Source organism: Cytobacillus firmus (assembly GCF_023657595.1).
Lineage (GTDB): Bacteria > Bacillota > Bacilli > Bacillales > Cytobacillaceae > Cytobacillus > Cytobacillus firmus_B.
Map to the genome: position 1 here is coordinate 2,384,647 of NZ_CP098323.1, position 21,001 is coordinate 2,405,647.

Annotated in this window: 20 protein-coding genes; 9 read left to right on the forward strand and 11 right to left on the reverse strand. The window is 38.4% G+C overall.

The window, feature by feature from the left end; genetic code table 11:
• Nucleotides 1-78 precede the first annotated feature (78 nt).
• Nucleotides 79-1,371: a TolB family protein gene (locus tag NAF01_RS12150; RefSeq protein WP_250802360.1), complete on the forward strand. Its 1,293-nt coding sequence runs from the start codon at nucleotides 79-81 to the stop codon at nucleotides 1,369-1,371.
• Nucleotides 1,372-1,389: 18 nt separating this feature from the next.
• Here NAF01_RS12150 and NAF01_RS12155 read toward each other — a convergent pair whose 3' ends face one another.
• The 6 genes from NAF01_RS12155 to NAF01_RS12180 form a co-directional block, all read right to left on the reverse strand.
• A complete protein-coding gene (locus NAF01_RS12155) occupies nucleotides 1,390-2,088 on the reverse strand; it encodes an ABC transporter ATP-binding protein (protein WP_250802361.1) in 699 nt (232 codons plus the stop codon).
• Nucleotide 2,089: 1 nt separating this feature from the next.
• Entirely contained in the window at nucleotides 2,090-3,043 is a 954-nt protein-coding gene (locus tag NAF01_RS12160) for an ABC transporter permease (RefSeq protein WP_250802362.1), read from the reverse strand.
• Nucleotides 3,044-3,078: 35 nt separating this feature from the next.
• Nucleotides 3,079-3,552, reverse strand: coding sequence for a nitrous oxide reductase accessory protein NosL (locus NAF01_RS12165; RefSeq protein WP_197245713.1), 474 nt, complete (start codon nucleotides 3,550-3,552; stop codon nucleotides 3,079-3,081).
• On the reverse strand, nucleotides 3,542-4,657 hold the full coding sequence (locus NAF01_RS12170) for a right-handed parallel beta-helix repeat-containing protein (protein ID WP_250802363.1): 1,116 nt from the start codon (nucleotides 4,655-4,657) through the stop codon (nucleotides 3,542-3,544). The genes NAF01_RS12165 and NAF01_RS12170 overlap by 11 nt, the downstream gene beginning before the upstream one ends.
• A gap of 65 nt (nucleotides 4,658-4,722) precedes the next feature.
• Nucleotides 4,723-4,893, reverse strand: coding sequence for a hypothetical protein (locus tag NAF01_RS12175; protein WP_250802364.1), 171 nt, complete (start codon nucleotides 4,891-4,893; stop codon nucleotides 4,723-4,725).
• A gap of 121 nt (nucleotides 4,894-5,014) precedes the next feature.
• Nucleotides 5,015-6,076 (reverse strand): multicopper oxidase domain-containing protein, encoded by a 1,062-nt coding sequence (locus NAF01_RS12180; RefSeq protein WP_048011829.1) that lies wholly within the window; start codon nucleotides 6,074-6,076, stop codon nucleotides 5,015-5,017.
• A gap of 347 nt (nucleotides 6,077-6,423) precedes the next feature.
• Here NAF01_RS12180 and NAF01_RS12185 point away from each other — a divergent pair, with 347 nt between their 5' ends.
• The gene (locus tag NAF01_RS12185) at nucleotides 6,424-7,254 is read left to right on the forward strand and encodes an undecaprenyl-diphosphate phosphatase (RefSeq protein WP_197245701.1); all 831 of its coding nucleotides are present in this window, start codon (nucleotides 6,424-6,426) and stop codon (nucleotides 7,252-7,254) included.
• A gap of 832 nt (nucleotides 7,255-8,086) precedes the next feature.
• Here the strand turns inward: NAF01_RS12185 and NAF01_RS12190 are convergent.
• Nucleotides 8,087-8,647: a DUF1836 domain-containing protein gene (locus NAF01_RS12190; RefSeq protein WP_197245699.1), complete on the reverse strand. Its 561-nt coding sequence runs from the start codon at nucleotides 8,645-8,647 to the stop codon at nucleotides 8,087-8,089.
• 143 nt (nucleotides 8,648-8,790) lie between these two features.
• Between NAF01_RS12190 and trhA the strand changes: the two genes are divergently transcribed.
• The gene (trhA, locus tag NAF01_RS12195; RefSeq protein ID WP_197245697.1) at nucleotides 8,791-9,438 is read left to right on the forward strand and encodes a PAQR family membrane homeostasis protein TrhA; all 648 of its coding nucleotides are present in this window, start codon (nucleotides 8,791-8,793) and stop codon (nucleotides 9,436-9,438) included.
• Between the two features lie 175 nt (nucleotides 9,439-9,613).
• Nucleotides 9,614-10,300: a CotY/CotZ family spore coat protein gene (locus NAF01_RS12200; protein WP_250802365.1), complete on the forward strand. Its 687-nt coding sequence runs from the start codon at nucleotides 9,614-9,616 to the stop codon at nucleotides 10,298-10,300.
• 83 nt (nucleotides 10,301-10,383) lie between these two features.
• On the opposite strand, the gene NAF01_RS12205 is transcribed toward NAF01_RS12200, so the two are convergent.
• Nucleotides 10,384-10,752 (reverse strand): hypothetical protein, encoded by a 369-nt coding sequence (locus NAF01_RS12205; protein ID WP_197245695.1) that lies wholly within the window; start codon nucleotides 10,750-10,752, stop codon nucleotides 10,384-10,386.
• An 11-nt stretch (nucleotides 10,753-10,763) separates the two neighbouring features.
• A complete protein-coding gene (locus tag NAF01_RS12210; protein ID WP_197245693.1) occupies nucleotides 10,764-11,948 on the reverse strand; it encodes a ParM/StbA family protein in 1,185 nt (394 codons plus the stop codon).
• 182 nt (nucleotides 11,949-12,130) lie between these two features.
• On the opposite strand from NAF01_RS12210, the gene NAF01_RS12215 reads away from it, so the two are divergent.
• The 3 genes from NAF01_RS12215 to NAF01_RS12225 all read left to right on the forward strand — a co-directional run bounded on the left by NAF01_RS12215 (nucleotide 12,131) and on the right by NAF01_RS12225 (nucleotide 16,446).
• Nucleotides 12,131-12,931, forward strand: coding sequence for a CsxC family protein (locus NAF01_RS12215; protein ID WP_250802366.1), 801 nt, complete (start codon nucleotides 12,131-12,133; stop codon nucleotides 12,929-12,931).
• 289 nt (nucleotides 12,932-13,220) lie between these two features.
• A complete protein-coding gene (locus NAF01_RS12220; RefSeq protein WP_197245689.1) occupies nucleotides 13,221-13,997 on the forward strand; it encodes a CsxC family protein in 777 nt (258 codons plus the stop codon).
• Between the two features lie 724 nt (nucleotides 13,998-14,721).
• A complete protein-coding gene (locus NAF01_RS12225) occupies nucleotides 14,722-16,446 on the forward strand; it encodes a hypothetical protein (protein ID WP_250802367.1) in 1,725 nt (574 codons plus the stop codon).
• 49 nt (nucleotides 16,447-16,495) lie between these two features.
• Here the strand turns inward: NAF01_RS12225 and NAF01_RS12230 are convergent, their stop codons facing one another.
• Nucleotides 16,496-17,254, reverse strand: a complete 759-nt coding sequence (locus NAF01_RS12230) for a CsxC family protein (protein ID WP_197215300.1) — start codon at nucleotides 17,252-17,254, stop codon at nucleotides 16,496-16,498.
• Nucleotides 17,255-17,697: 443 nt separating this feature from the next.
• On the opposite strand from NAF01_RS12230, the gene NAF01_RS12235 reads away from it, so the two are divergent.
• Nucleotides 17,698-18,663, forward strand: a complete 966-nt coding sequence (locus NAF01_RS12235) for a CgeB family protein (protein WP_250802368.1) — start codon at nucleotides 17,698-17,700, stop codon at nucleotides 18,661-18,663.
• A gap of 73 nt (nucleotides 18,664-18,736) precedes the next feature.
• A complete protein-coding gene (locus NAF01_RS12240; RefSeq protein ID WP_197215302.1) occupies nucleotides 18,737-19,399 on the forward strand; it encodes a sulfotransferase family protein in 663 nt (220 codons plus the stop codon).
• 671 nt (nucleotides 19,400-20,070) lie between these two features.
• On the opposite strand, the gene galU is transcribed toward NAF01_RS12240, so the two are convergent.
• The gene (gene galU, locus NAF01_RS12245; RefSeq protein WP_226620105.1) at nucleotides 20,071-20,946 is read right to left on the reverse strand and encodes a UTP--glucose-1-phosphate uridylyltransferase GalU; all 876 of its coding nucleotides are present in this window, start codon (nucleotides 20,944-20,946) and stop codon (nucleotides 20,071-20,073) included.
• Nucleotides 20,947-21,001 lie beyond the last annotated feature (55 nt).

Below are 21,001 nucleotides of genomic sequence, written 5' to 3' on the forward strand. Positions count from 1 at the left end.
CTTGAAGTGGGGGTCTTACTGCCCGTTAGACTGCGATAAAATATCTCTCTTTGTCCATAATAAACATGATTAAGTAACTTGAAGGAAGATGAGAAGGATATGCGCAAGCTGATTTTGCTGCTTTGCAGCTTCCTGTTTATTATCCCGTCAGATGCATGGGGAGATACGGCAGAAAACCATTTGCAGGCAGCTTTTATACGAAATGGCTATTTGTGGATCAAGACCGGAGCGGCTGAAGAACAGATTACTGCGGAACCTGGAAATTTCACAAATACGCCAAAGTGGTCCTATGATGGCCAATGGCTCCTATACGAAAAAAAATTGCAGGAACCCCAATCGCCTGATATGGAAAACAGCACAGAGATATGGGTATACAATGTAAAGTCAAAGAAGCATAAAAGGATTTTTCAAGGGGGCGGGAATGCCAAATGGGCACCTTCCGATTACAGGATTGCTTTCACCAGCAACGGAGTCTTAAACATATCCGATCTGGATCAATTCTATAATATCGCTTTAGGAGTAGATGATTATAATTGGTATCCTGACGGAAAAAGATTTATTTTATCTTCAAGCGCCGTCTTAAAGCCGGATGGCTGGACCAGCCCCATTCTATATAAGGTTCAACTGCCGGAAAAACTTGAAAATATGAACTTGACTCAGCATGTGAAACCGATATTTTCTATACCTAAGGAAATAGGCAACGGCAAGGCATCCATTATGGCTATAAACGCTACCACATTGGAATTCTCACCAGACGGGCAATGGATTTCTTTCATAGTAAGTCCAACTGCATCCCTGGCCATGGACAGTGATATGGTTTGTGTCATTTCTCCTGATGGGAAGAATTTTGAAGTTCTTGATGAGATGATCCTTCATCTTGACGTTCCTAAGTGGGCGCCGGGCAGGAATTTATTGGGCTACATTGCGGGCGGGGGCAGAATTGTCATGGGCTTCAAAAACAAAAAATTGAAGGTGGCTGAATTGCCTGCTATTAAAACCTTGAACCTTACCCCTGCTAAATTTGCGGAAATGGGCTTTACGTGGGTCGATAATGAAAGGCTCGTAGCTTCACGCGTGGATGAAAGTGAATGGTCAAATGATCCGCAGAGGCGGCCGGAACCAACACTCTGTCTGATTCAGCTCAGCAAGACCCAGCAGACGAGAATCACCTATCCCAAAAATTCAATTGGAGATTATAACCCTCTTTACCTAAAGACATCCGGTAAATTAACATGGGTCAGAAAAAAGCTTGCAGAGCAAAAAGGAGATTTATGGATTGCTGAACTTAGCGGAAAAAATGCGAAGCTATGGGCAAAGGATGTTGAACAATATTCATTTTATGAAAACAGTGGTCAAAAAAGCGGTTCCTAAATGGAATCGCTCTTTGTTTCAGTCCGATTGATGTTCTATTTTGTGTATATAAAGGAATACCTCCTCTAATGAGGAACATTTATATTCTTTGTAAGCTTGATCAAGCGTTCCATAAAATTTTATTTTCCCGTTAAATAAGATAATCAGTTTGTCGGCGATTTCTATGGCGTCCCTCATAATGTGACTGCTGATAATGATCGTTTTATTTTTCTCTTTCAACTCCTTTATTATCTTTTTAAGCTGAATAACCCAATAGGGATCCAATCCGTCTGTCGGTTCATCAAGGATATAGATGTCCGTATCGGCGAGCAGACACTGAGCCAGATTAAGCCGCTGACTCATCCCTTTTGAAAATCCTCCAGCTTTCTGGTTCCGTTCGCTCCATAAGCCTGTTTTTTCTAAAACTAATTTGATCGCTTCCTTGTTCTTATTTAAAAATCGACCATAATAATCAAGGATTTCATAAGGTGTAAGCTCTGCTGGGAACATCATTTGGTCAGGCATGTAAGCAAATGGCTTCCGCTGTTTCGAATGGAACTCCACACTTCCAGTGGTGGGACTTTCAACACCTGTAAGCATTTTGATCATTGTACTTTTTCCCGCTCCATTCCCCCCGCACAATACGATACATTCCCCCTGATCAATGTGGAGATTCAGCGGTGCTAATGCTGTCTTCTTTTTATATGCTTTGTATAACTCCTTCAATTCCACTATCATTTTATACACCTCTTTTCGTTAAAAGCCGGGCTGAAGATAGGATGGTGATTAGAATTATGAGTGAGATGGATACTGTAAGGGCAATTGCTAAAGACCCATTTGTCCCCCACTTTTCGATTATGAGGTATTCAGGTCCAAATACATATTCAGAATTCAGTTTAGAGATCGACCATACGCGGACGGATTCAACCGGGTTCAGAAGGATAAACAAGAACAGGCTGTTTTGCTTGAATGCATATGGAACCCACCCGATGACAGAAAAGATGATAAATTCGTATATAAACACCATGAGAATCCAGAATATAATGGCTGCTGACAGTCCCTGCATCCTTGTTTTGGAAAGGGCTCCAATGAGTAAGGATGCCGCTGAGAATACAAGGATTACAAGCATATTCACCAGCAAAAAAACTTGATAAATATGTGCATTAAAAGAGCTTCCCGCCAAAGAGAAAATCAAGCCGAATATCCCATATGAAATGCCTATTACATAGAATAGTGAAAGGACTAAAGCCAGGTATTTACTGATCAGATAATATCCTGAAGATGCCTGATAGGTTCTGTATAAGGATAATCTCCCATTTTCTTTATCGGCAATAATCGAACTCCCGCCAAGAATCATGCAGATGACCGGAATCATCCAAAGAGATAGATTGATCAGCATGGCAATCGAACGGTTGTAGGCAGACTGGCTGAATCCCGCTGCATTGCCCTCTTCCGCCTTTATTTCTTTTAGGCCGTAATATTCCGGGTTCACACCCATTGTCTCAATATTGTCATTAACACCCTCCAGCCCATACGTTACTTCAGCGGGATCGGATTTTACAGACTGAAGGCCATACAAATAAAGGAGAACTGCCAGAAAGAAAAATAAAATCATAAAATTAAAAAGCCATCTGCTTCTTAAAAGCAGCCGAAGTTCATGTTTTGTCATAGAATACAAAAGTCCGGGATTCATATTGATTCCTCCTCGTGCTGAGGGTATTTATCTTGTTAATGACTGTGATTCTTTCCATCTCCTTTAAAGCTCTTCATATCAGCTTCCAGAAGCTCATCTTTGGAGTACACAGTTCCACCGTGCTTCTTTCGGTATTCCTCGGCTTTTTTCAATGATTCAAAAGCTGCTATTCCATAGCTCATGGGGCTATCAATATCGCTGTTCTGTATAAATGCAGCAGCATCAAACAATATCCATTCCCTGCTGAGATAATCATGTACAAAGGCTGCCTCATATTCAGGCTTCTCAGTCTGTAAATATTGTGTCATACACCCAATATCATCGAACAATACAGGCTCACCGCTTTTTAAAATAAGCTGTGCTGCTGATTCCAAATCAGCAATCCCCATATTGCAGGCAGTACAGCTATCCTCATTCAGTTTGATTTCTGCCGGCTCCGATGCTGATGTAGAGCATGCACTCAGCAATAATGTGAGAACAGCCATTAGGATAACAGGTCTAAATCTCATTGTGCTTCCTCCCATAATTCAAAATAAGCAGACTTGTTAAAGCGATAAGGAAAAAGAACAGGATTAAAGAAGGGTCACGGCTTGGAGAGGCATTCCTTTTTTCTGATTTGAGTTCTTTCTGTTCAACAGGCGCAGCTTCAGCAAGCGGTGACTCATCTATGATAAAAGCATCTGATGGAATCGGAGTGTATTGTTCAATCATATTCCACAATTCTACGGCCGGACTTTGATAAAAGATCTGCAGTAAAGGTTCTTTATCTGCCATTTGATAAAAAACATCACCGCTTTTATAGGCAAAGTCCACTTTATGGTCATGATCCAAATTCAATAAATGATGATCATCAAAATAGTTGCCATAAGAATCCTTACTGAATAGATTCCTGTTATCTTTTTCGGAAATGATTTGCCTTGTATTCCCCGAGAAGTTATTTAAATAAATGGTGTTATCATTTGAGTTCTTCCCCATTTCCAGGCCGGTATCGTTCTCCTGAACCTGATTAAATTCAAGTCTGTTCCGCTGTGCGTTTTCAAGAATCATCCCCCTGTAATTGCCCCTCACAATATTGGAAGCAATTTTGGAATCAAATGTGTCATACATAAAAATCCCGGCACCCTCATTTTCAGTATTCTTATAAAAATAGTTTTCAAGAATAAATACTTCATAGCTTTGCATGATCATGAGCCCGTTGATGCTTTCAGTCACCCTATTGTCTGCAATTAATACATTTCGGGAATCCATTGTGTGGACGCCATAGCGTGCTTTGGACATGATGTTCCCCGTGACTTCACAAAAATCAGAATAGGACACATAAACACCGTCCTGCGTGTGGAAGAAGTAATTATTTTTAACCGCAGTATTTGGGGCTTCGACCAAATAGATGCCAAAGCCCTTGTGCCGGTCCTTACTCTGGAAGCTGGTAATGAGATTATTTTCAAACCGGTGCCCATATGAATTCCTTGCATATATGCCGTGAAAAACATTCCTCAGCGCAATATGGTGAAGATACGCACGGTCTCCTGTCACATAGATTCCGGCATTCTGTGATCCGCTGCCTTCCACTTCCAGATTTTCAATGATGACATCGTCCGCTGCAATTGTCAGCACATGGCCATTTTCAGATCCTATAATTCTTGTTCCTTTATCCCCGATAATATGGACTTTTCTCTCTATTAAAAATTGCCTTCATATATTCCAGATTGTAATTTAATGACTGATGCATTCGGATCCGACAAGGCTTCTCTCAGCTCTTCTGATGATGCTGCAGAGAGTTCCTGAGCGGAAGCTTTTCCGGCCAGGATCATACTGAAAAATAATAGAAACCATCCGATTTTTTTATACACTCAGCGATCACCTGCCCGAAAATATGCGTTCCGGCTATCTTTTAAAAGGCAGCCGGAAAAAGGATTCCATTTTTGTTTTTTCTCTTGTATAATTTAGTTTAAGTTGAGTTTTTATTTATATTTAATGGCTCATTGTAGCCTTGCCGTCGTCTTCACCGGTCTCAGTTACCTTTAGAATGGCGACGGCTCCTTTTTGTGCGTGGTTAAATTGATGCGTCACGATTGGGTAGCTGCCTTCCTTCGTAACGGTAAATTCCACAACAGCTCCGCCGCTCGCCGGGAGCATGACCGTCTGAAGACCTTTGTAATGGTTATAAGGGTTGCCGTCAATGTATACATCGTCAAACACTGTACCAACCACATGGAAAGAGCTTACTTCATTTGGTCCCACATTGTTTACATAGATCCTTACTTTATCCCCTACTTTAGCAAGAAGCGGATTATCCTTAAGTGTGAACGTATCTCCATTTGTATTAGGGTCTCCCTCTTTTAACGCCTTTGTTGAGAAAACCACATGACTTGGAACTCCATTCGTAAAATCATCAAGGTCGTTGTATTTATACCATTCGTTTTGAATAATTGTATATTCTCTATCAATCTCTTTATCAGTCGGATAGCCGTCTTTTGGCTTTACAATAATTGTTCCGTGCATGCCGTTTGCGATATGTGATAATACCGGTGAAGTTCCGCAGTGATACATAAACACCCCCGGTTTATTGGCAGGGTAACTGAATGTTCCCGTTTCATCAGGCTGGACGTTCGAGAAGTCTTTTGAAGGAGCTGCGTGTACAGCGTGAAAGTCCATGCTGTGCGGTATTGCCGGATCCATGTTTTTTAAGGTGAAATTTATTGTGTCCCCTTCATTGACAACCACTACCGGTCCAGGTGCTTCCCCGTTAAATGTCCATGCTTTATAGAATTTACCTTTGTCGATTTCTATATCTGTAATTTGGGAAGTCATTTCGACATTCACTTCATTCGCCCCGACTCTTTCAATCTTCAATGGAATAGGTTCCTGATTTAAATCTTTGTGTGGTGCGATTGCTTCTGGCTGGTTTGTTTCTGCTGCAAGGACTTTTTCCTCAGGCTGTAGGGAATTTTCCGGTGCTGCCCCCTGGCTGCATCCCGTTAGCAAGCCTATGCCTATTGCGGAAGTAAGCAGATATTTTACTCCTTTTTTCATTTTGATTTCCTCCTTATAATCGATTGGTTTATCTGCTTTTATCATATGGTAAATCAGCTCTGAAATTGGTGATTTTTCTCACAAGACTTTGGAATTCTGTGAAGAGTTTGTGAATTAGTGATCGAACTATTTTTTATTAAGATCCTATTAGATTTCAAAGACTTTGAATGGGGATTTCTGCCTAGTATTGACCATTGCTGCAAATCACTTTTAGGACATTTTCCGCTGAATTAATAGACAGTTTACAACTATATTACTTTGTAAAATAGTGTTCCTATCTATCTCAAATGGTTTATAATCATTAAATGGAGTTGTTTGCATCAGATTAAAAGGAGAATGTAACAGTTATGGATTTTATTATGATTTTGAAAGCAATTATATTGGGGTTTGTTGAAGGAATGACTGAGTTTGCCCCAGTGTCATCGACAGGACATATGATTATTGTGGATGATATGTGGCTTAATACAAAAGAGTTCTTATCCAAATATGAAGCCAATACGTTTAAAGTCGTTATTCAGCTGGGATCCATTTTAGCGGTTGTGATCATTTTTAAAGACCGATTCATTGAAATGCTCGGTCTTGGGAGGCGGGGTAAAAGCTCTGAAGAAAAACAAAGCCGCCTGAAATTATCTCAAGTTATTGTCGGGTTAATTCCAGCAGGGATTCTTGGCGTTTTGTTTGAGGATTATATTGATGAACACCTGTTTTCAACTGAAACGGTACTGATTGGTTTGGTTATTGGTGCATTTCTGATGATTTTTGCTGATATTTTTGGAGGCAAAAACCCGAAGACTGTTTCTGTTGATCAAATCACCTATAAACAGGCTTTATCTATTGGATTGATACAGTGTTTCTCCCTTTGGCCTGGATTTTCGCGTTCGGGTTCCACCATTTCCGGCGGCGTGCTGCTTGGCCTGTCACACAGGGCTGCAGCTGATTTTACTTTTATTATGGCTGTGCCGATCATGGCCGGTGCAAGTTTTCTTTCATTAATAAAGAATCTTGAATACTTCTCAGTCGAAGCGCTTCCGTTCTTTATTGCAGGATTCATCAGTGCATTTATTTTTGCCTTAGTTTCGATCCGCTTCTTCTTGAAGATTATAGGTAAGATTAAACTGATTCCTTTTGCCATTTACAGGATTGTACTGGCGGGGGTTATCTATTTCGTATTTCTATAAACAAGAACCCGGGCTGTGGCTGCCCGGGTTTTTGTTTGTTTGGTTTCCGCTGATTTCTGATGCGTGGATTTGTTTATGGTGAGGATTTGTATAATGGGAAGGTGGTTCGGACTCAGATTCCGAGATTTTGGCTTTTTGAGTCCGAAGTTGCACCGGGTTCGGACTCTAACTCCCTGATTTTGGCTTTTTGAGTCCGAAGTTGCACCGGGTTCGGACTCTAACTCCCTGATTTTTGATTTTTGTGTCAGAAGTTGCACCGGGTTCGGACTCTAACTCCCGGATTTTCGCTTTTTGTGTCTAAAGTTGTTCCAGGTTCGGACTCTAACTCCCTGATTTTTGATTTTTGTGTCCGAAGTTGCCTCAGGTTCGGACTCAGGCTCCCTGATTTTGTCTTTTTGTGTCCGAAGTTGCCTCAGGTTCAGACTCAAACTCACTGATTTTGGCTTTTTGAGTCCGAAGTTGCCTCAGGTTCGAACTCAAACTCACAGATTTTCGCTTTTTGTGTCCGAAGTTGCCTCAGGTTCTGACTCAAATTCCGGGATTTTTCCTTTTTGTGTCCGAAGTTGCCTCAGGTTCGGACTCAGACTCCCTGATTTTCGCTTTTTGTGTCCGAAGTTGCTTCAGGTTCGGACTCATCGGGCTGGATTTCCCCTATTTATGTCCGATCCAATAAACTCAAGATCAAAACAAATTTTTAAAGAAGCTGATAATTAACCGAGGTATCCAAAGTATGATCCGAAGAAAGAATTCCACAACAATTGAATCGAGGATTTCGGACATGATTTCTCGAAACAGTCCTGGTTTTCGTTTTTCTTTCTTTTTAATGAATTTTCTATATGCCATCCTCATCCTCTGTCTCCTTTACCTCATCCACAATGCGTTCAGCTGCTTTGCGGTACAAGTTGCTCATGTGAACCAGTGAAGATGCCAGCAGGACTTTTTCGAGCTGGGCTGGCTTCCCTTTATTTAGTTCTGCCGCCCTGCCCGCCTGATTTTCCAGATCATTCATAAATGCATCGGCATTCAGTTTCGCCAAATCAAGGTAAAGCTGATAAAAATGGTCCAGATCCAACTTTCCCTCTGCCGTCCTCGAGTTGACGCCATCCAGCAGGCTTTTAATGTCGTTTATAGACAGAGCCCCTTTTAGCTGATAGATAAAAGCAATTAATATAAGGTGCTCCTTTGAGTATTTTTTATTTTTCACAGGAAAAAACAATTTCCCTTTTGCATAGTTATTTATCATTGTCTTGGTCAGCACTTTTTCCTCTTCATTTCTCGTCGTGCTGCCAAAAGTATTTTCAAATAGCTGGATTACCTGATCCATGTATAGGTCAATCTGCGGTATATCTTCCAATTGAATTTGGTTATCCGCAATGAGCTTTTTCAATTCCATACAATTCCTCAAACCCCTCATTTGTCGTTATATAAATTCTACTTAAAAAAACGCAGATTGTAAATATTGACTATGTGTTGTTTTGTATATATTATAATAAGTAGTTATAAAAACTATATGCAAGAACATTAGGAGGAGATATAATGAATTCGTACATCCGGGAGCCCATCAACGGACTAACCCATTTAGCAGGGGCCATTCTATCCTTTGCCGGCTTGCTTGCCATGGTAATCAAAGCCTCATTGACAACTTCTTCACCAATTGCCATTACGGCTGTTGCTATTTTTGGAATCAGTTTGATGCTCCTTTATTCAGCATCTGCTACCTATCATATGGTCATCGCTAAAGATAAAGTCATTGCCTTTTTAAGAAAGCTTGATCATTCTATGATTTATGTATTGATTGCAGGTTCGTATACACCTTTTTGCCTCATCACCTTAAATGGTGTGACCGGCTGGGTTCTATTTGGAATTGTCACAGCTGTTGCTTTGTCAGGCATTCTATTTAAAATGATCTGGTTCAACTGCCCGCGCTGGCTTTCAACAGCGTTATATATTGCGATGGGATGGATTATCGTTTTCGCTTTCTCACCTCTTTCTGAATCATTAAGCTCAGCAGGCGTTCTGCTTCTTTTGCTTGGAGGCATTCTTTACACGATCGGCGGAGTAATTTATGCGTTTAAACCAAAATTCCTGGAGTTCAATCATATGGGTTTTCATGAGATTTTTCATATTTTCATTATGATGGGAAGCATGGCACACTTTCTTTGTGTGTTTATGTTTGTACTTTAGTCATATATTTATTAATCATATTATTGGCACCCCTGCTCAATCTATAGGGTGCCTTAGTATAAAGATAGTTTATTTTCTTAAATTTTTTTCTCAAGTAATAGGCGAGATTCTCACTCAAAACCCACCAGAGTTTCGTATGCTATTTTGAGTAATTATTAAAGGGGAGTGAGAACCGATGTTTAAATATAGTCATCATGACCATAAAGATGAAAGCAGCTGTTGCCATTACGATGATAAACATAGGGACTGGATGGACGAAGAAAGCAGTGACGACTGCCATGATAAAGAGAAGAAAGAGAAGGATAAGGGTAAAAAAGATGATAAGGATAAAAAAGATGATAAGGATAAAAAAGATGATAAGGATAAAAAAGATCATCACAAACACCCTACACATCATAAAGTATGCGTAAGGGAAGTCTTAGCAGCTATTCTTAACGCTCAGAAAAAAGCAAAGCGTGATGATGAATGTAAAACATCTTGCAATGAATCTATAAAAGAGCTTTTGGGAGAATCTAAAAAGCCAAAGAAAAATGCAATTCCTTTCATTCTTTATAATGAAGAAGCTGAACCTTTTAAAGCTAGTGGTGTAACCATCTTTAGCCATTCTAAGCAAAAGAAATTTGCATGTATCGAATCGTTTATTTTCAAAATTAAAGATCTCGATGGTAAATGTGCCGTACTTGAGCTATTAACCTTCAAATCCGGAAAATGTTCAAAAGATCTATTCAAAAAGAGTATCTGTTCTCCATGCAGCCAAATTGACTGTGAGGATGTCTCTGATCTAATAGGGACTGGGATATGTATTACTGTAGATCTTTCCTGTTTCTGTGCTGTTACGTGCTTGCCTGCTGTGCGTTTATAAGCATGAACAAAGCAGCAAGTTGGGAAAGAGTAAAAAAGGTGTACCTTCCATAATGGTGCACCTTTTTACATAGCTGATAATGATTAGCCGCCAAATGCCTCTAATACATCTTCTACCTCAATCAAATCAAGGTTAGATGTTTCGTTTATTTGTGTTGGTCCATTTCCCATTTGACCATTTCCTCTTGGGAGATAACCCATTTGCATCATTCTTTTAATTTCTCTTATTTCTTCGAGGAGTATACTGTTGCCGTTATTTATACTCTTTGGCTGCAAATAGCTATTTAGAGCTGTTAAAACCAAATGAATAAGAGTACTATTGTTTGAGTGATATTCTATTTGTTCCAGAACCTTAGGTAATACCTCAATGGATTCGCCGGTTCTTACATCAATGAATTTGTCAGGAAGAGTAAGAGCAGTTTTATTAACATAGTCTGTATATGTCCTGAACATTTCCATCATCCTTAACCTTTAGTGGAAATTACGTGATTTCCTTGTACTTTCTTTAACTGATTCATTTTAGCCAAAATCATTAAACCCTGAACATTTAACTTTTCCATGTCTTGCGGGAACATTAGCTCAATTGGCCGGCCCCTTTCATTCCACCTTACTGCAGCTTCTTGGATTTGCTTCCGTGCCAATTTCGCTGCTCCCCCGACTGCAATATAGCGGACAGCTCCTTTAATTTCTGTGGTACTGCTTCTCACACGATCAAAATGCTCAAGATATTTAATAGCCATGGATTTTAGCTGAGGGATAATATATTTGCTAATATCCTTTCTTACACCTGCAAATGGCTCAACATACCATTCTGATTGACCGGCAGCCAATTTTTCCTCCAATTCAGCCCGTGAATCAAATCGGAACATTTCCTTTTTGCTTACTCTTTGGATAATATTATCAAGAAATTGGTTGATCCCGAATGATTCTCCCTCCACAGATGCAACAGGCCTATTATTTTTAATTCCCACAAAATCCACAGAGTCTCCCCCGAGATCCCCGATTATGATTCCTTTAATTGATTCTTTAACAAGTTCTTCATTCTTTACTTCGAGAGTTTCCTGATCTCTTGTTAACCCCAGGTATGCACAGGCTCCTTCAGCACCAACAATTATATCTTTAATTTCTAATTTTACTACTAATTCTTTGGGTTCCTGCACTCCGGGCACTTTATGAAAAATGACTGTATGTGTACCTGCCAGCTTATCTTTTAATCGTGATTTCCTTTCTTTATACTGAGTTGTTGGAAGTGAAACAGCTAATTGGTCAATAGAATAATGTATTTCTGATTCTTCAGGGGACTGAAGCAATGCATGATAGGCTGCCATACCAAACAACAGCAAATAGGTTCTGTCCTCATCTGCTTTTTGGTTGTTAAATGCAGTTAGACTAACATCTCTTTGTCTGGCAGCTCCTTTGCCAATATAGAAAATTTCTCTTTTATCAATCACTGCCGGGCTTTTGACTTCTACAATAAGGTTCTCTTCCAGCACGATATCATCATCATCATATGGCTTTTCGTAAAATTCTTCATCAAACAGGGCAATAGCATTTGGCAGCTGATATTCTGAAAGGATTCCATTATCTGACGCTAAAGCTTTATACCAGCTGTTTCCAATATCTACAGCAAGAAAATTTTGTTTTTCCATAGATTCCTCACTCCTCCTTCTGAATCCTATGCGTGATAGGAGTCCAAATGTGCCCGTACTTTTATAAATTTTTTTAGACTAATATATAAAAATTGGCCAAATTTCCACGTTTGTACTACTGCAAATAACCATGGAAACGCATAGGATAACATGAACCTAAAATCAAAGGGAGGAAAAAGTTAATGAATAGCAACGACAAAAAATGTGTGGATGTTAACGTATCTGCTCATATGGGCGAATGCGAAAATGTACCGGTACCTGTAGCCCCAACAACACCTGTAGGCACCAGAGTTTTGAGAGTTCCTGTAACACTTGCTGAAATAGCTGTAAGAACAAATATGGTGGCTAATATTAAATTTCCGGATCCTGTACTAGAAATTAAGGATATCAAAAAGAGAGTTAAAATTATTCAATGCCGTTTACTGCTTCCTGGCATAACTGCTGGTTCTAATCCTTTTCAGGCTACGACCCTGAGATTATTTATAAAAGGTTTCGTTCGAAAAAATATTCAATATGCAACTCCGTGTTCTAATTCATCAGGTCAATGTGTTTCTTCTGAAATGCGTTCCTTAACAGTAGATGTGCCTTTTGAGTGTGTGACGACTATCCCGAGCAACAGGTTTTTAACACCGCCACAGCTCCCATTTGTAAACACTCGACAAGAATTTGACTTTTTCAGGGAGCAAGAATTGGGTCATGGATATCCTGAAAAAGATCACCTTCTGTCCAGTGATCTTTCCCAATTCCACCAAGTGAGTACACAATTTTACAACCAGCTTCCTTATTGCGAATTAATTTCAAGTAATATCATTGAATGGGATGAAGCTATTGATAGGGAGAAATTGCCAGGTCATGCTCCATTTGAAGAAGGAGCTTTCCATGAAGTTGTAGAGAAAATGTTCTTGGAGTTCACAGTGAAAATCCTTCAAAATCAGCAAGTGCCTGTAACCGCAGTCGCTCCTCCCCCTACTCCACCGCTCTAGTCAGGCCAATGTGAATCTATCTAACTTTGGCGAGTGGCGATAGGATTCATTAGGCAGTATCATGAATTCCTCTGGAATCATGGTACTGCCTTTTTAAATACATTGCCCTGCAAAATATTATATTCCCAATATAAAAAAATGACATAGATAAACATACATAGTCTTTAAAAGTTTAAAAATTAATACTTAAAGGAAAAAAAACGATTCCGCAAATGCCCATGGGCAACCGCCCAAACATGGACGTTTATCATGCATAGGATGCAATATCTTGATTTTAGGAGGACCCCGAATGTCAGATAAACATAAAGATCATAAAAAACATGATTGCCAAGTAAAAACTACTCATTGTGAATGTGAAAGTCATGAACACCACCATCCGCAAGTATCTATTGGAAAAATAGTGGCAAAGGTTCCAGTTGTCCTAGCTGAACTTACACTTCAAATAAATGTGGATGCGGTTATAACCTTTCCAGAACCAGTGCTGGAAATTAAAGATATCAAAAAACATGTAAAACTAACTCAATGCAGGTTGCTGCTCCCTACAAACAAGTTATTTATAAAAGGTTTTGTGAGGAAAAATATTCAATATGCAAGTCCGAGCCCGGAGATTGAACCCAGCACGCCGAAATCTGTTGCTTCCGATATTCATTCTTTCACGACAGATATTCCATTTCAGTGCATCACAGAGATTAAGAAGTTTTTAACTTGTCCTGTTATGCCTAAGACGAATAAACGCAATGAATTTGATTTCCTGGTTTCACAGCCTCTCCCATCAGGGTTCCCTGAAAAAGATGAATTGCAGTCAAATGATCTTTCCCAATTTCACCAGGAAAGCAAGCAATTTTACAATGAATTGCCTTTCTGTGAGTTAATTTCGAGTAAGATTATTGAATGGGATGAAGCAATTGATCGGGAGCCGCTGCCAACCTCATCTCCTCTGGGAGAGGGATATTTTACAAAAGTAGAAGAGAAAATGGTTCTTGATATTGACCTTAAAGTACTCCAAAACCAACAGATTCGTGTAGCTTCGACTACCAATGATGATTGCTGCGACTGCTGTGATTAAGATTCTTACAGGAATCTCAAAGTAAGGAGGGGATTGGAGAGAATGGTTTTCATGCCAACATCTTCCATTTAATATGAATAATATGAACGATGCTTATAACCGAATTTATGGCTTCCATGAAAGAATACCTTCAACAGAAGGACGGGGCAATAAACCTGATCCTCTCTTTTTTTCGCAGAAGGATCAGAGAAATAATCAGGATAATAAAAATAATCCCAAGATTATGGATCCCCTGAATAACCAGGTGTTGAAAACCAAGGAGCGGACATCTGCTCCTGGGAATTCATCAAGCAAAAGTGGATCTAAACCTTTAATATTCCCGTCGCCAAAGATAGAAGCACAGCAGTTAATTCGTCGCAGTCCGAAAGATTCAATAGAAACAAACAAAAATAAAGCGCCAAAAAATAAAGAAATTAATGAGAAAAAGAAGAGCCAAAAAAATGGAGTGAAAAAGAACTTATCAGACAAATCCTGGATAGATAACGAGAAAAGAGCCTCTTACATGCTGACTCCATTCTCTCCAATGCTTTCCTGGTCTCCAACAGTCCCTGAAAAAAATTCAGCCGTAAAAACTCAGTTCTTTTTAAAGGATATGTCTGCATCTGACGGATTTGATGAAGTTTTTTCAAATTTAAAGCTGAATGATCGTCAGTTTTTTCATGATGAAAAACGGACAGAGGATTCTCCCTCCATTGAGGAATCGCTTCCTTATTCAGTCGAATTTATGGCTGATAAAAGTATTGGAAACAGTAAAGAACATAACGATAGTTCACTATTAGAGCAACAATTTCTTTTGATGCTGCAAGGAAAAGAAGCAGGAAGATTGGAGAATTCAGATACTGCCGTAGAAAGATTATCTTTTTTTGAAAATAAACTAGCCAGCGAAGTGGAATCAGATACGCAGGATTATTTAGCTGCTCCTACAGAGGAGGAACTTCCCCTTGTGGAAAAATTTTTCTCAATGCTTTATGAATCCTCCTCTGAGGAAGTACTTCGATCTCTATATAATCATCCCCTTTCGCAGCAGGATGAAGTTTTTTCAATGATGTCAGATTTGTATTCAGAACAAGAAGAATCCTCTGCAGAGAAGAATGACTCTCTTGACACTTATCTAATGGGTGATGAAGAATCATCTGCTGTAAAAGAAATAAATCATGTAAATACCCTTGATGCTAATGAAGAAACATCCTCATTTGACGGCCTTCAGCCAGATGAAAAAGACCTGCACATATCACAGGATGAAGTGTATCTTGAGACTGATGAATCCGGACTGCCAGAAGATAATGACTTGGCCCCATATAAAGGCGAATTCTCATCCCTATTGGAAAAAGCCTATTCAATACTAGAGAATTTAGATTCAGAAAATAATGTTCTAGGTTTCCATGGGGATGATGATAAAGACCAATCTTTAAAAATGCAAGAAACATTTTCGAGTATACTCCAAATAGCCCATGAGTCAAAAAAGAAGAACAAAAATATGATTGCAGATTCTGGTGATAATCTCAAAAAGGTCTCAGACTTGCTTGAAAGTTTTTCTCGCATCCTTAATTCTGAAAATGAAGAAATATCTTCAGAAATTAAAAATCTGGGTATTGCAGATAATGAGTTACCTTCATGCGAGCTTGAGTCCGAATGTCAGGATAGTTCATGTTATTCAGCTTTAGAGGAATCAAAAAATGCTGAGTTTCTGGGTATAAATGAGGAAAAATTCTTTTTGGATCTTGAAGAGTCTTCCTCTCATCCAGAATCCTATTATGGGGATTATGTAGAATCATCATCAGAAGTTACAGAAAGTACCGGCGAATCCACTGCTCTTGAGGATGTTTTTGATCGGAAACTCTGTCCTGACGAATCGAGCAAAGAAGATCAATGCCTTGCAGCTCACATTAAGAGATGCTTGCCGAAAGTCTTAATGCCGACGGTGAAAATACCCGTTCTTGTGGAAAAGCTGAACATTGAATTAGATATTTTTGATGCCTTCCCTATCCATTTGCCAATTAAGAACATCACCAAATTGGAATGGTCCGTTCAAACACTGGAAACGAATGTTATTCTCCCTTCAAGTGTTATATTTTTAAAAGGGACACTTATAGCAGATCTTGAATATGAAGATAATGCTGCTGGAGGTTCTCTTCATACAATTAAAATACCTGTAAAATGGGATAAAACAGCAGATGCGGATTGGCTCTACCCTCCACAAATGCCAATAGCGAGCTTCCAAAAGGAATATACTTTTAAGACAGATGACGGTCATGGGATAACTTCACATTATGAAGCCGCTCAGTATTTTTCAGAAAAAATAGAAGCCCAATTACAAAGTATTCATTTTGTATGGCACAATGACATCCTGGAGAATGAAATAACAGAGATCGATATTCAGGGAAGAGCTATTCTGGAAATTGATTTACTGCAGAAACAGTATGTAGATCTTAATCCAGCTAATAAATAATTTATATTCCTAATTAATAAGGGCGCCTGAAAAGGCACCCTTTCTAAATTTATCTGCGTCGAGTAATTTTTTTAAATCTTTCGACCATAGATCCTGCACTTGCAGGGCCATTTGGAGATGGTTCGGCCACTTGTTGTTTTTGAGACAATTTAAGGAAAAGCTGAACATTCATTTTTTCAGTAATCTTGTTAAAACGTCCCCAATTATCAAAATCACTTAGAATGTCCCACTGGTCAACGAAAGATGCAAGCAGTTTGCATTTAATTGGCTCATTATTTACTTCAAAGGTAATAGAACCAAAATTACAGCGATCTGCACTCATTCCATCCTTCGAAATCTCCCTGATTTCCAAGTTACCGCTGTTCTTGCTGCTGAATGGATCCTCGAAAGGAAAAGCAACAGGGTTGATAACATCAACAAATTCAAAACATCTAAAAGGTACATTTACACTATAATCCCTTACACAGCTTCCACCGTCAACATATTGAATATTTTTGTGCACATATCCTTCTACGAAAAGTTTTACTCTAAATGGATCTGAAAAGTCCGGTGTAGCCTTACATTGTGTTAAATGAACATTCTTTCTGATATTTTTAATATCAGACGCAAAAGTAGGCAGGTGAATATCGGCTTCTACGAGCGTTTCCATGACAACATCTGCCAAAACAACTGTTTCCTCAGTGCCGCCAATTAGAAACGTGTCAACGTCACAGCCAGTGCTGCGAGATTTTACTTGGTCGCTTGGAGGCATTGGTGGGCATGCTTTATGATCATTGCATCCACAGCCATGTCCAGTATTGTTTTTCATACATTCCACTCCTTATAATTTTTTGTCAACTAAAATTTAAAGTGCAATACCGAAAATAGTATTTTGCCTTAAATTTTTGACTTACTTATATATATGTCTAATGTTTATAAAAGGAATGGACTAGTGCCGATGGGTATTAATCTATTTTTTAAAATACTCATAGACTTTTCGTTCGTTTTGTTTAGCTTCCTTTTTATTATATCCCCCTATCAGGGTTTCGGATTAAACCATTAATATTTAGCTTTTATTAAACGGTCCCTTATTCTCACAATAATTGCTTTTTCATCATATATTAAAAACGAAATGAAAAATGTTTAATTCTAGTTAATTCTAGTATTGAAATGGCGTCAAGTGCAGCAGGAATGCAATCTCAATCAATACTTTTAATTTCACTAAAGATGTAATTTTGTTATTTCATCTTTAGTAACTTTGGGTGATTATTTATGAGAATCCTATTTATTACTTCAGGATATAAAGGCATTTATGACTGGTTTGAATCATGGATTCATACTGAATTAATAAAAGACCATCAGGTGACTTTTTATACTTTTAGTCAGGGATTAAAAGATTTTGAAACGATTATACAAAATTTTAAACCAGAGCTTGCCTTAACAATCGTTGGCTACAAATTACCAAAAATAATAATTCAACTTCTAAATCAATATGGAATTAAAACTTCACTATGGCTGACAGAAGATCCCTATAATTTGGATCGTTCCATAGGCCTCATTAACGATTTTGAATATTTATTTACAATTGACACCGCAGCTCTTGAATATTATCAAAAAATAGGGCATAAGAAAGCTTACCACTTGCCGCTTGCTGCAAACACCGATGTTTTTAATCCCCAAAAGGTTGAAGAAGAATTCAAAAGTGATATTTGTTTCGTTGGTTACCCATATCCTGACCGTTTGAAAATTTTGGAATTTCTTTTGCTAAATACATCTTACAAGATTAGTGTTGTTGGAAATTGGAGCCGCTATTTACGAAATTATAGGCAAAATAAAAACCTAATAATCAATGAAGGATGGGTAGAACCTCCAAAAGTAGCAGACTATTATAACGGAGCCAAAATAGTACTTAATTCTCATCGGCCATCAAATTTGCGGCAAAACAAGAATAAGCTAGGAATTGTCGGAAAAACCATCAATAATCGTACATTTGATGTGGCGGCTTGTGCAGCATTTCAGCTTATAGAATTTAAAGAAGATTTAGCAAACCATTTTGTTGAAAATAAAGAAATCGTAGCATTTAGAGATATGGAAGAACTAGTTGATAAGATTCATTATTATATGGCAGCTGATATAGAACGGACAAATATTGCAAATAAAGCCCGAGATCGTGTGTTAAAAGAACATACCTTTCAGCATAGGATCGATAAAATGCTTTCCCTAATTGGTAATTTCTAATTTGGTCATGCAGAATACATTAGGTAATAAATTTATAAACATTTTATAATACTCCAAAAAGGAGCTGTTGACTTTGGAAAAGAAGAGCAAACTTTTCCTAGTTTTATGCCTTCATCGTTCAGGCTCTAGTGCAACGGCAGGTGTTATGCACCTTTTAGGAATTCATATGGGAGATAAACTCCTGACATCATCCCCTTATAATCCAAAGGGCCATTTTGAGAATATGGAGTTTGTGACTATCAATCAAGAAATTCTGCAAACTGCCAAAGCTTCATGGAACAATCCTCCTATTAACAAGAAAATAGAAGCTAAAATTTATACATTATCTAAAATGCGAGCTTTTCTTTCTGAAAATATAAAACCTGTTTGGGGAATTAAGGATCCCAGAACATTATTTACTTTTGAAGTTTGGAAACCATTATTAGAAGAAGTGGCTGACATTACTTATGTATTTATACATCGGCCATTTGAAGCTTCGGTCCGTTCAATGGCAAATCGTGATCGTAAGGGAACTGGTAATGCATCGCTAATTTTAACTCCATATTTAAAAAACCTTTATCATTACCGGCATACCTTTGGGCTGCCTGCTGAAACAATTATTGATGTCTATTATGAGGACATGTTAAAAAACCCCGAGCCTTATGTTAGAAAGTTCAATGAAAAAATCGGAAATTCTCCAGGTTACCGACTTAAGGAGGTTAAAAATTTTTTAGATAAGGATTTAAAAAATTTCTGACAAATAGGTATTTCTCTTTAAAGTTACTTTTAACCCTTCTCCTTTCAGGGTAAATCTTAATAGTAAGTAATATGAAATCCAAAATAAAAAAACACCTTTTCAAAGGAGGCCACTGAAAATCTGCCGATTTTTTGGTTTTCCTGGGGAGACCTGAAAGAAAAAAGCCTGCTTATTCGTTTTTATTTGGAATAAGCCCGGCTTTTTTCTTGTTTTCAGTTCTCTTTTTACTTTATATTTACCCAATTGCTTAAGTATTCTTTTTAGATTGACCGTAAATATGATCATGGCGCCTTGTAATTCCAGGCCAATTAGATCCGAGGGTGTGGTACCTTCATACCCGTGTCTGTGTTTTTAATCTGAATACGCTACATCACCGATCACTGCTTCAAACTGTAGAAAACAAAGAACAGCAGTTTCCCTCACAAAAAGCAAGGAATTCTGCAGTTCCAGTTAGGCTAGGTTAAAAGTTATTAGATAAGTAGCACTAGGTTGATTGGAGCGGAAGGTGCGAGACTCCTGCGGGAGCAGCGGGACAGGTGAGCCCGGCGGAAAGCGGGCATCCTGTAGTGGAAATCAACCGGCTAATATAATAAAGGCTATCCTTTAAGAGCTTTCTTTCAAAGGCGGTGTTTTTTATCTATTATGACAAAACATAATTCTAATATTTTTTATTATTCACTCCTCTTTGCAACTATTCCTCTAAGAAAATACAATACTTCTTTTTCGAGGTCCTCTCGCTGTAATGCAAATTCAATAATGGTTTTAAGGTATCCAAGTTTGTCGCCAATATCATAACTCTTACCATTAAAAACATGAGCATATACTGGCTCATATTTAAGCAGAGCTGAAATGGCATCAGTTAACTGAATTTCATTCCCAACACCTGGTTCTTGATTTTCTAACAGATTAAATATCTTAGGAGTAAGGATGTATCTTCCAAAAATAGCTAAATTGGATGGTGCTTGTTCTTGGGAAGGCTTTTCAATTAAACTTTGAATATTATAAACTGGTCCGTTTTCCTTTTCAACATCAACAATTCCGTATTTATGCACATCTGTTTTATCAACACACTTAATACCTATGATAGAATTCTGACATTTGTCGTACAACTCCATCATGTCCTTTAGGCAGGATTTTTTTTCTTCCACAAGAGTATCTCCAAGTAAAACAGCAAAAGGTTCATTTCCAATAAACTTTCTTGCACACCATATTGCATGTCCTAATCCATTAGGCTCACTTTGACGGATATAATGAATATTGGCTAACTGTGAAATCTTCCTAATTTCTCTTAATTCTTCTAGTTTTCCTTTTTTACTTAAAGTCTCCTCCAATAAAAAAGAAGAATCAAAATGATCCTCAATTGCTTTTTTCTCTTTCCCTGTAACAATAATGATGTCTTTTATGCCTGACTCCACTGCTTCCTCAATAATATACTGGATCGTTGGCTTATCAATAATAGGCAGCATTTCTTTAGGCAAAGCCTTCGTTAACGGCAATAGCCTTGTTCCAAGACCAGCTGCAGGAATAACCGCCTTTCTAACTTTCACTATTCTAAACACCTCCATTTGAAACAAACCTTACTTAGTTTAGATTATGGACTTA